Below are 10,494 nucleotides of genomic sequence, written 5' to 3'. Positions count from 1 at the left end.
TGACGCCATGACGCCCGCCGTGAGCCGACGTACTCAGGCGGGCGTGGCCGGTCGCCACGAACGCACGGTCATCCGGTCGGCCAGCCCGGCACTCGGCGCCCTCGTCTCGGCGGCCCGGCTCGGGCCGCGCATCCTGCGGGTGCCGCGGCTCGGCTGGGTCGTGCGCGACCCGGTCCTCATCCGCGAGCTGCTCGTCGACCACCGCTCCACCTCCCTGCTCGGCGAGGGCGGGGTCGGCCACCTGTGGTCACAGGTCCTCGGCGACTGGGTCGAGGACCTCTTCGACGGCGCAGGGCACCACTCCCTGCGCACCAGGGCGCGCGACCTCTTCACGGAGGCTGCGGCCCACGATCTCGTGGCCCCCGCCGCCTCACCGGTCACAGCGCTCATGACCCAGCGGCTCATGGCCGGGACGACCGTCGACATCGCCGATCTCGCGCGGGTGCTGGTCGGCCGCATCGTCGTCGCCATGCTCGGCATCGACGTCACGACCTTCCTCGCCGAGGCTGACGCTGCGGGCCTTGACCACGGCGACGACTGGGGCGCCTACCGGCTCGTCTTCGCCCGGGGCGAGGAGCTCGCCGCCCTGGCCCTGGGCACGCAGTCCGACACCACCCTCGCTCCCGCGACCGTGGACCGCGCGCGGCAGATCCTGGAGGGACTCACCGCAGGCGTGCCGCGGGCCTACCGCACCGCACCCGAGTCGACGGTGCTCGGGCGCTGCCGGGCGCTCGGTGTCACCGAGCAGGAGGCGACCGGACTCGCGTCCTTGCTGCTCGTGGCCGGCACGGAGACGGCAGCGAGTGCGATCGCCCGCACCGCGGCCCTGCTCGCCGACACGGGGCAGGCCGCTCGGCTGGCGACCGCCACGGGGAGTGATCGTGACGACCTCGTCGAGGTCGCCGTCCGCGAGGGGCTGCGCGTCACGACGCCGGCCCCGGTCATCGGCCGGCACATCACCCGCGACGTCACCGTCGGCGGACGCACGCTGAGAGCCGGCGACCGGGTGCTGGCCCTCACCTACGTCGCGAACACCGCACCCGGGGCGTTCGACCTCGACCGCCCCTACCTGCCCGACAACCGGCACCTGTGGTTCGGCGCGGGCCGCCATCTCTGCCTCGGCGCCGCCGTCGCCCGGGCCGAGCTGCGCCAGGTGATCTCCGCCCTCGCCGCGGCCGGGCCGTGGACGGTCGTCGACCGGGAGGCCGCCCGCCGAGTCCTCATCCCCACCTACCGACGCCTCGTCGTCCGCCGCGTCGCCTGAGTCAGGCCCACCAGCCGAGGAGGCTGCCGCTGATCTTGACGATGAAGGCGCTGACGATGAGCACGAAGACGGCGCGCACGAAACCGCTCCCCCTCGCGACCGCCGTGCGCGCACCGACGTAGCCGCCGACGAGGTTGGCGACCGCGATGACGAAGCCGACCTTGAAGAGGACGAGCCCCATCGGCAGGAAGACGGTGAGGGCCCCGAGGTTCGTCGCGAAGTTCGTGATCTTGGCCTTCGCGCTCGCCTCGAGGAAGTTGTAGCCGAGCAGCCCCACGAGGGCGAAGACGAGGAAGCTGCCCGTGCCCGGGCCGAGCGCACCGTCGTAGACGCCGATGACGAAGCCGGTCAGCATCGCGAAGACCGTGTGCCGTGCTCCGTCGTAGCGCCGGATCGACTCCTTGCCGAGATCGGGCTTGAAGAGCGTGTAGGCGCCGACGAGGACGAGCAGCACGAGGATGATCGGGTTGAAGGCCGACTTTGGGATGTGCAGCCCGATGACCGCGCCGCCGATCGACCCGACGTAGGCGACGGCCGCCATGGGCAGTGCCGTGCGCAGGTCGGGGTGGACGCGCCGGTAGTAGGTGACCGAGCTCGTCGCCGTGCCGAAGATCGAGCCGAACTTGTTCGTCGCGAGCAGCTGGGCGGGCGAGGCCCCCGGCAGCCCCACGAGCAGGGCGGGCAGCTGCACCAGCCCGCCCCCGCCGACGACGGCGTCGATCCAGCCGGCGGCGAAGGCGGCGAGCCCGAGGAAGAGGAGGGTCGTGAGCGTCGGGTCGCTCACGCGCCGGCACCGCCGCCACCGTCTGCGCCGCGCCAGTTCCAGGACTCGACGATGGTGAGCACGTCGCCGATCTCGTGCGCGACCGCGTCGGGGGTTGCGTCGTGCGACACCTGCTGGTCGAGCGGGATCGTCGAGTGCGGCACCCAGATGGCACGCATGCCGACCTGCTGCGGGCCGTGGACGTCCTCGTAGGAGCGGTCACCGACGTAGGCGCACTCCCCCGGCTCGAGCCCCGCCTCGCTGGCGGCGTGGGCGAAGATCTCGGGCTGCGGCTTCACCCACGGCGTCTCGCTGGAGTAGACGTCGACGTCGATGAGGTCGAGCACGCCGTCGCGTTCGAAGATCGACCGGTGGTAGTCGCGGTCCCAGATCGTGTTGGACAGGACGCCGACCCGGATTCCCTTGTCGCGCAGGCCCTCCCACAGGGGGCGGATCTCCGGCGCGGTGAGCGTGTGGGGCTCCCACAGCTCGCGGTATGCCGCCAGCGCCTCCTCCGCGCCCGGGTGGACGTCCGTGACGCCCACCGTCTCGAGCAGCTCGTGCAGGCGGGCGCTCCCGCCCCCGCTGCGGCCGCGCCTCCAGGCGGCGTCCTCCGCGGCGCAGATGGCGGCGACGAACGCGGTGTGCGCGTCACCCGTGTGACCGAGCGCTGCGGCATACGCCCCCCACGTGGCGCGGAAGTCGACCTCGTGCCAGGGCGTGATCGTGCCGCCCCAGTCGAAGAGGACCGCCCGCACGGGGAGGCCCGCCCCGCGGTCGGCGGAGGTCACGAGCGCTCGACCTCCGCGGTGACCTCGGCGGTCAGGGCGGCCACGGCGTCGTCGACGGCGACCTCGCGGCGCTCGCCGGTGCGGCGGTCCTTGATCTCGACCTTGCCCTCGGCGAGGCCGCGTCCGATGACGAGGATCGTCGGCACGCCGATGAGCTCGGAGTCCTTGAACTTCACGCCGGGGCTGACGCCCTTGCGGTCGTCGACGATGACGGTGAGGCCCTGGACCTCGAGCTCGCGGGCGATCTCCTCGGCCTTGACGAAGAGCGCGTCGTCCTTGCCGGCCACGACGACGTGCACGTCGGCGGGGGCGAGCTCGCGCGGCCAGATGATGCCGGACTCGTCGTGGTTGCCCTCGACGACGCACGCGACGGCCCGCGAGACGCCGACGCCGTAGGAGCCCATGACGACCGTGACGAGCTTGCCGCTCTGGTCGAGGACCTGCAGGTCGAGGGCCTCGGCGTACTTCGTGCCGAGCTGGAAGACGTGGCCCATCTCGATGCCGCGGGCAGCGGAGAGGGTGTGGTCGCAGTTGGGGCAGGGGTCGCCGGGGCGCACTTCGGCCGCCTCGATGGTCCCGTCGGCCGTGAAGTCCCGGCCCGCGACGAGGTCGATGACGTGCTGACCGGCGACGTTGGCCCCGGTGACCCACCGCGTGCCCTCGCCGACGCGCGGGTCGAGCAGGTAGCGGATGCCCGAGCTGCCCTCGAGCCCGAGCGCGCCGGGGCCGATGTAGCCCTTGACGAGCGCCGGGTTGGCGGCGAAGTCGGCCTCGGTGAAGGCCTCGACCTCAGCCGGCTCGACCTGGGCGCCGAGACGCTTCTCGTCGACCTCGCGGTCGCCGGGCACGCCGATGGCGAGCGGCTCGCGCGTGCCGTCGGGGTGCACGAGCATGACGACGACGTTCTTCAGCGTGTCGCCCGCAGCCCACGACCGGTCCTCGCGGGGGAAGCGCTCGTTGAGGTGCGCGACGAGCGTCTCGATGGTGGGGGTGTCGGGGGTGTCCTCCGCGTGCGCGGCTGCGGTGCCCTCCCACCCGACCGGGTCGGGGGCCGGCACGCGCACGGCCTCGACGTTGGCGGCATACCCGCAGCTCGTGCAGTGGACGTAGGTGTCCTCACCGACCTCGGCGGTGGCGAGGAACTCCTCGCTCTTGCTGCCACCCATGGCCCCCGCCATCGCCTCGACGATGACGTAGTGGAAGCCGAGGCGGTCGAAGATGCGGATGTAGGCCTCGCGGTGCAGCTGGTAGCTCTTGTCGAGACCGGCCTCGTCGATGTCGAAGGAGTAGGAGTCCTTCATGACGAACTCACGTCCGCGGAGCACACCCGCGCGCGGCCGTGCCTCGTCGCGGTACTTCGTCTGGATCTGGTAGATCGAGAGCGGCAGGTCCTTGTAGGAGCTGTAGAGGTCCTTGACCGTGAGGGTGAACATCTCCTCGTGGGTCGGGCCGAGCAGGTGGTCGGCGCCCTTGCGGTCCTGGAGGCGGAAGATGTTGTCGCCGTACTCCGTCCAGCGGCCGGTGGCCTCGAAGGGCTCCTTGGGCAGCAGGGCGGGGAAGAGCAGCTCCTGGGCGCCGATGGCGTCCATCTCCTCGCGGACGATCTTCTCGACGTTGCGCAGCACCCGCAGACCGAGCGGCAGCCACGTGTAGACGCCGGGGCTGACGCGCCGGATGTAGCCGGCCCGCACGAGGAGGCGGTGGCTCGGGACCTCTGCGTCCGCCGGGTCCTCACGAAGGGTTCGCAGGAACAGGGACGACAGGTGCAGGGCCACCGGGGGACTCCTCTTTCGGCTGGGGGTTGTGCAACCCCGGAAGGATATCCGGGTCCGGAGGGGGTGCGGCGACCCAGTTGCCGCGCTGCCGACGCGGGCGCCGCCCCCGGGGCCCGCGACGCGGACGGCCCCGAGTGGCGCGGCGCGCTCGGCGTAGCGTCAGCCTCATGGCTGACGTCTACCTGCACGGGCACCACACGAGCGTCCTCGCATCGCACGGCGTGCGCACGGCGGCGGACTCGGCGGCCTACCTGCTCCCCCACCTGCGGGCGGGTCAGCGGGTCCTCGACGTCGGCTGCGGGCCGGGCACCATCACGCTCGACCTCGCCGAGGCGGTCGGGCCGTCGGGCGCGGTGCTGGGCGTCGAGAACGTGCCGGACCCGCTCGTGCAGGCCCGGAGCAACGCCGCCGCCCGGGGTGACCACCGCACGCAGTTCGAGCTCGCCGACGTTTTGGCGCTGCCGTATGCCGCCGGGGCCTTCGACGTCGTCCATGCCCACCAGGTGCTCCAGCACCTCACCGACCCCGTGGGCGCGCTGCGCGAGATGGCGCGGGTGACGCGCCCGGGTGGCCTCGTGGCGGTGCGCGACGTCGACTACGCCTCGATGGTGTGGCACCCCGCCTCGGAGGGCATGACCCGCTGGCTCGATCTCTACCGCCGCCTCGCGCACCTCAACCACGCCGAGCCCGACGCCGGTCGGCACCTGCTCGCATGGGCGCACGCCGCCGGCCTGACCCGGCTCACCCCGTCGGCGTCGCTCTGGACGTATGCGACGCCGGAGCAGTGCGCCTGGTGGGGCGGCGTGTGGGCCCGGCGCGCCCTGGAGTCGACCTTCGCGACCCAAGCCGTCGAGCGTGGTCTCGCGACACCGGAAGAGCTGGCAGAGGTCGGTGCAGCCTGGCAGGCGTGGTCGACGCACCCGGACGCGTGGTTCGCGATGACCCACGCCGAGGTGCTCGCGCACATCTGACCCCGAGGTCCGGCTCGCCGGGGCGAGCCGGGTGCAGGAGCACGGCGACGCTCAGCCGCGCTCGTCGCGTGCCCGCGCGACGCCGGCGTCGGGGAGTCGGAGCACGGCGACGTGCCAGGTGAAGGCGAGCAGGACCAGTCCCGCCGCGGCACCGAGCCCGGCCAGCGTCACCGCGCGCACGACGACCGCGGAGGGCAGGGCCCCCGAGGAGATCGACGCCATCCACAGCGCCAGGCCCGCCACGGCGCCCGCGACGGGCAGCAGGTCGACGACGGGCGCGCGCAGCCACGCCCACCACGCCGACACGACGACCACCCCGACCGCGAGGTCCGTCGTGACGACCCCGATGAGCGAGTGGGTCACTGCGTAGTCGAACACCCAGGGCACGAAGACCGCGGCGTCCGGCGACATCGCGCCGACCGCGACGGCTCCGAGGGGCAGCCCGAGCCGTCGCAGCGGGATCGCGACGACGGCATGGCTCGGGGTGAGGGGCACTCGTCGATGGTGACAGCCGGGGCCGCGCCCCGAGGGGGTTCGGCGCCGGACGTGCAGGACCTTCACAGCATCGTCAGAGCCCTCGGACAAACGGTTCGCACCGGGCGGGCGGGGTTTGCCAGAGTTGCCGCATGCCGCAGCAGCCGACCGTCCTCTCGCTCGTCGCGCGTGCCCCGGAGGCCCGGGCCGCCCTCGCAGCGCTCGTCGCCCGCGAGCCGGAGGCTCTCAGCGTCGTCGCCAGCGTCACCGACGGCATCATCGCTGACCCACCCGGTATGCCGGTGCGCGCTGGTGGGTCGGCACCGACCCGGCCGGTGCGGCCGTCGCCGCCTTCATGCACACCCCGCCCCACCCGCTCCACATCGCCCTCGCCACCGAGGCGGAGGCTCGAGACCTCGCGGCCCTCCTGGCATCCGAGCCGGACGTCCTGCCGGGCGTGGGGGGCGTGCGCGCACCGGCGCAGGCCTTCGCGGACGAGTGGGTGGCGCGCACGGGGGCCGCGGCACGGGTCGCCATGGAGATGGGCCGCTTCGACCTGCCGGTGCCGCCCCGGCTCGCCTTCGAGGTGCAGGGTGGCTTCCGCGCCGCGACCGACGACGACCTCGCGCTCATTGACGGCTGGCACCAGGACTTCGTCGACGTCATCGAGGGAGGCGGCCGTGCCGCGCCGTCACTGGCAGGGTCCGTCGCCAGCGGCCGGGTGGGGTTGTGGGAGGTCGAGGGCCGACCGGTGTCGATGGCCTACGCATCGCCCGCCAACGGCGGCGTCACCCGGATCTCGGGCGTGTGGACACCCCCGGAGCTGCGTGGCCACGGCTACGCGAGCGGCGTCGTCGCCGCACTCAGCAGCGAGCGACGGGAGGCGGGCGAGCGCTGCATCCTCTACACCGACCTCGCCAACCCGACGTCCAACGCCATCTACGAGGCGATCGGCTACCGCCGCACCGGTGACTCGGTGCACATCGCGTTCAGCGGATGACCCCGGCGGCACGCAGGGCCGTGCGGATCATCGGCCACTGGAGGGGCAGCCGCGCCACCGTCGCGGCGAGGTAGCCCTGCTTGGCCGCGCTCCGGGGGTCGCGCGACACGCCCTGGCCCGCCTTGGCCGTCATCGTGACGTTGGCCGGGAAGACCGCCACGAGCAGCACTGCCGACGCGAGACCGGCCACCCGGCGCGTGCGCGGGACCAGCAGCCCGACGGCGCAGGCGAGCTCGGCGGCACCGGACGCGAACACGAGCGCCCGTCGCCGCGGCAGCTGTGGAGGCACCATCGACTCGAACGGCTCGGGCTTGACGAAGTGCATCGTGCCGGAGGCGAGGAAGAGGCCGGCGAGCGCGATGGCGTCCTTGCCGAGCGGGGCGTTCGTCGTCGTCTTCATCCCCACACCCTAGGCCGCACGGGCAGACCTAGAGCAGGACGGTCGTGAAGGCACCGACCTCGCGGAATCCGCAGCGGGCGTAGGTTGCCCGCGCCGCCACGTTGAAGTCGTTGACGTAGAGCGACACCTCGTCGGCGGCGCCGGCCAGCACCTGCTCGACGACGCTCGCCATCGCCGGCACCGAGAGCCCCCTCCCGCGCAGGCGCGGGTGCAGCCACACACCCTGCACCTGGGCGCAGCCGAGTGCGAGCGAGCCGACGTCGGCCTTGAACACGACCTCGCCGTCCTCGACCTTGACGAAGGTGTGGCCGGCCCGGATGAGGCTCGCGATGCTCGCCCGGTAGCCGCGGTCCGAGCCGTAGAAGGGCGGGTAGCCGATCTCCTCGGTGAACATGTGTGCGGCGGCGGGCAGCACGATGTCGACCTCGCCGGGCCTGGCGGGGCGGACCCCCTCGTCGAGCTCGAGCCCGAGCTCCGAGGGCCTCGTCGAGGTCGAGAGCAGCGGCTGGTGCGTGCGCACCGCCCGCACCTGGCCCCACGCGGGGCCGAGCCGCTCCCAGAGGCCGGTCACCTGCGGCGACGGGCCGAAGATCGAGGCGACCTGACGGCGCATCCGGGTGATCTTCTGCGCCACCCCCGCCACGCCGTCGTCGTCGAGCTCGACCGGCACGACGTTGGCGCTCACCCAGGCCAGTCCCGCCAGCTCGCTGCCGTTCCAGTGCCCGAGGACGGCACCCGGGGACGTGCGCAGCGACCCCTCGACGATGCGCGCCGCGACGAAGACGTTGGCCGCGCGGTCGCGGGCGCAACACTCCAGGGCAGCGTCATGGTCCGCGGTCGTCAGCGGCCGCACGGGGAGACGTTGGCGAAGCACCCTCACAGCCTGCCCGTCCCGACCGGCCGTGTCACCCCGGGCACGCGAGCGGCGGTGCGCCATTCTGGTGTCGTGCCACCCTCCGTCCCACCGCGGGCGCCTGATGCGGCACCGGCCTCCGGTGTCGGCCGCGCCGACGCCTGGTTCGCACACCCGGGCCGCTCGGTCGCGTGGGAGAGGCGGCTCGGCCCGCTCGACCCGCTGGAGCGCGGCCGGCTCGCCGCTCTGCGTGAACCCATGGCGGCACGGGCGTATGCCGTCCTCCACGTGCTCGCTCGCGACGTCCTCGGGCAGGTGGTCGGCGCCAAGCCCGGGCAGCTCGTCTTCGACCGCACGTGCGCACGGTGCGGTGACGAGCACGGCTCGCCGCGTCTCGTCGGCCATCCGGGCGTGCACGTCTCGCTGTCACGCACCCCCGACCTCGTGGCCGTCGCCGTGTCGACCGACGCGCCGGTCGGCGTCGACGTCGAGCGGGTGGCGGCCACCCGGTTCGCGGGCTTCGACGGCGTGGCGATGCACCCGAGCGAGCGGTCGCGCGACCTCGACGACGCCGCGCGGGCCGTCAGCTGGGTGCGCAAGGAGGCGGCCCTCAAGGCCCTCGGAGCCGGCTTCGTCGTCGACCCGGCCGCGCTGAGGACGCCCCAGCCGGGTCGCGCCGTCCTCGTCCTGCCCGACCGGCCGCCGGTGACCGTGGTCGACCTCCCGCTCGGCGACGGCGGCCACGTGGGAGCGCTCGCGCTCGCGGCGGCATACGGCACCGTGGAGGTCACGGCGCACGAGGCGCCGGGCGACTGACGGCGTGCACGCCTCGTCGGCCTGCTCAGCGCCGTGCCGGACGAGGCAGGGCCGGTAGCGCCGGCTGCCGGAGCCAACCCTCCAGGAGTCGCTCCGCGTCACCCGAGGGGTCGACGGTCGCGGCGTGCGCGACGAACTCGGCCGTGGACACCGAGCCGTGCTCGTGGTCCGCCACCCAGGCGCGCAACAGCGCCCAGAAGCTCTCGTCACCGAGGTGCAGGCGCAGCGCGTGCAGGGTGAGGGCGCCGCGCTTGTAGACGCGGTCGTCGAACATCGTGTCGGGGCCCGGGTCGGCGAGCACGAAGTCCTGGGCGAGGCCCGCGAGGCGGGTGCGGTGCTGCGTCGCGAGCACGTCGGCGGCCGGGCCGCCCGACGCCTCGGACCACAGCCACTCCGCGTAGCAGGCGAAGCCCTCGTTGAGCCAGATGTCCGCCCACGACGTCACGGTGAGGCTGTTGCCGAACCACTGGTGGGCGAGCTCGTGGGCGATGAGGCGCTGGTGGGCGCCGCGGCCGCTCAGCCAGTTGGGCCCGAAGGTGGCCATGCCCTGCGCCTCGAGCGGGATCTCGAGCTCGTCGGGGGTGACGACGACCGTGTAGTCGGCGAAGGGGTAGCGGCCGAAGAGGTCGACGAAGAGGTCCATCATGCGCGGCTGGAGCTGCAGGTCGCCCAGCACCTGCCGGTGCAGGCGCGGCGGGGCGACGACGACCTGGCGGACGGGGCCCTCGGCGAGCACGGCGCGGTCGTACTGGCCCACGTGAACGGCGGCGAGGTAGGTCGCCATCGGGTGGGCCTCGTCGAAGACGTGCCGGGTGCGGCTGCCGCGCACGTAGCGACCGGTGAGCGTGCCCGTCACGCACACGGTGTACGGCGAGTCGCACTCGATCGCGATGCGGTAGGTCGCCTTGGAGCGCGGGTGGTCGTTGCACGGGAACCACGTCGGGGCCCCCGTCGGCTGGCTGGCGACGAGGACGCCGTCGTCGAGCTCCTCCCAGCCCACCTCGCCCCAGACCGAGCGAGCGGGACCGGGGTTGCCGGCATACGTCAGCGTGACGCTCGTGGTCTCGCCGGGGTCGAGGGGGCGGGGCAGCGTGACGGTGACGTGCCCCCCGCGCTGGGTCCACCGGGTGGTGAGGCGCCCGGTGCTCACCTTCGAGACCCGCAGGCCGACGAGGTCGATGCGCAGCTGCGTCAGGTGCTGTGTGGCGACGACGTCGAGCCGCGCCCTGCCGCTCAGGCGGTTGGACGACACCTTGTAGTCGAGGTCGAGGTCGTAGTGGCGCACCTCGTAGGAGGCGTCCCCGCGACCGGGTACATAGGGGTCACCAGACGTCACGAGCACGGGGCCACACTATGCCGCACGTGGCCCCGCCCGCGGGGCGCGGCG

Annotated in this window: 11 protein-coding genes; 4 read left to right on the top strand and 7 right to left on the bottom strand. The window is 73.4% G+C overall.

Annotated features, from left to right (window positions below):
• The first annotated feature begins 7 nt into the window (after window positions 1-7).
• Window positions 8-1,264, top strand: a complete 1,257-nt coding sequence (locus tag FBY41_RS13355) for a cytochrome P450 (RefSeq protein WP_141844710.1) — start codon at window positions 8-10, stop codon at window positions 1,262-1,264.
• Between the two features lies 1 nt (window position 1,265).
• On the opposite strand, the gene FBY41_RS13350 is transcribed toward FBY41_RS13355, so the two are convergent.
• From FBY41_RS13350 to FBY41_RS13340, 3 genes are read right to left on the bottom strand one after another with little or no spacing between them, the layout of a single operon-like run.
• Complete coding sequence (locus FBY41_RS13350) at window positions 1,266-2,048, bottom strand: TSUP family transporter (RefSeq protein WP_141844709.1); 783 nt, start codon at window positions 2,046-2,048, stop codon at window positions 1,266-1,268.
• Complete coding sequence (locus tag FBY41_RS13345) at window positions 2,045-2,818, bottom strand: HAD family hydrolase (RefSeq protein WP_141844708.1); 774 nt, start codon at window positions 2,816-2,818, stop codon at window positions 2,045-2,047. The genes FBY41_RS13350 and FBY41_RS13345 overlap by 4 nt, the downstream gene beginning before the upstream one ends.
• A complete protein-coding gene (locus FBY41_RS13340; protein WP_141844707.1) occupies window positions 2,815-4,593 on the bottom strand; it encodes a proline--tRNA ligase in 1,779 nt (592 codons plus the stop codon). Before FBY41_RS13340 ends, FBY41_RS13345 begins: the two co-directional genes overlap by 4 nt.
• A 167-nt stretch (window positions 4,594-4,760) precedes the next feature.
• Between FBY41_RS13340 and FBY41_RS13335 the strand changes: the two genes are divergently transcribed.
• On the top strand, window positions 4,761-5,564 hold the full coding sequence (locus tag FBY41_RS13335) for a methyltransferase domain-containing protein (protein WP_141844706.1): 804 nt from the start codon (window positions 4,761-4,763) through the stop codon (window positions 5,562-5,564).
• 51 nt (window positions 5,565-5,615) lie between these two features.
• Here the strand turns inward: FBY41_RS13335 and FBY41_RS13330 are convergent, their stop codons facing one another.
• Entirely contained in the window at window positions 5,616-6,059 is a 444-nt protein-coding gene (locus FBY41_RS13330) for a DUF4184 family protein (RefSeq protein ID WP_185749045.1), read from the bottom strand.
• Window positions 6,060-6,393: 334 nt separating this feature from the next.
• On the opposite strand from FBY41_RS13330, the gene FBY41_RS13325 reads away from it, so the two are divergent.
• Complete coding sequence (locus FBY41_RS13325; RefSeq protein WP_260439754.1) at window positions 6,394-7,038, top strand: GNAT family N-acetyltransferase; 645 nt, start codon at window positions 6,394-6,396, stop codon at window positions 7,036-7,038.
• Here the strand turns inward: FBY41_RS13325 and FBY41_RS13320 are convergent.
• Both FBY41_RS13320 and FBY41_RS13315 read right to left on the bottom strand, forming a co-directional pair.
• Window positions 7,028-7,438: a DoxX family protein gene (locus tag FBY41_RS13320; protein ID WP_141844704.1), complete on the bottom strand. Its 411-nt coding sequence runs from the start codon at window positions 7,436-7,438 to the stop codon at window positions 7,028-7,030. The two genes, FBY41_RS13325 and FBY41_RS13320, sit on opposite strands and share 11 nt — an antisense overlap.
• Window positions 7,439-7,466: 28 nt before the next feature.
• Window positions 7,467-8,312, bottom strand: a complete 846-nt coding sequence (locus FBY41_RS13315) for a GNAT family N-acetyltransferase (protein WP_260439753.1) — start codon at window positions 8,310-8,312, stop codon at window positions 7,467-7,469.
• Between the two features lie 72 nt (window positions 8,313-8,384).
• Between FBY41_RS13315 and FBY41_RS13310 the strand changes: the two genes are divergently transcribed.
• The gene (locus tag FBY41_RS13310) at window positions 8,385-9,107 is read left to right on the top strand and encodes a 4'-phosphopantetheinyl transferase family protein (RefSeq protein WP_185749043.1); all 723 of its coding nucleotides are present in this window, start codon (window positions 8,385-8,387) and stop codon (window positions 9,105-9,107) included.
• Between the two features lie 25 nt (window positions 9,108-9,132).
• On the opposite strand, the gene FBY41_RS13305 is transcribed toward FBY41_RS13310, so the two are convergent.
• A complete protein-coding gene (locus FBY41_RS13305) occupies window positions 9,133-10,449 on the bottom strand; it encodes a M1 family metallopeptidase (protein ID WP_141844701.1) in 1,317 nt (438 codons plus the stop codon).
• Window positions 10,450-10,494: the final 45 nt, after the last annotated feature.

Origin of the sequence: Humibacillus xanthopallidus (assembly GCF_006716675.1) — a bacterium.
Lineage (GTDB): Bacteria > Actinomycetota > Actinomycetes > Actinomycetales > Dermatophilaceae > Humibacillus > Humibacillus xanthopallidus_B.
Note: the sequence above shows the minus strand (reverse complement) of the source record. Positions and strands in the feature narration are given on the sequence as shown.

Bases quoted from the DNA above. Each gene is read 5' to 3' on its own strand.
- FBY41_RS13325 (WP_260439754.1), top strand. From the start codon at position 6,394: ATGCACACCCCGCCCCACCCGCTCCACATCGCCCTCGCCACCGAGGCG.
- FBY41_RS13335 (WP_141844706.1), top strand. From the start codon at position 4,761: ATGGCTGACGTCTACCTGCACGGGCACCACACGAGCGTCCTCGCATCG.
- FBY41_RS13320 (WP_141844704.1), bottom strand. From the start codon at position 7,438: ATGAAGACGACGACGAACGCCCCGCTCGGCAAGGACGCCATCGCGCTC.
- FBY41_RS13355 (WP_141844710.1), top strand. From the start codon at position 8: ATGACGCCCGCCGTGAGCCGACGTACTCAGGCGGGCGTGGCCGGTCGC.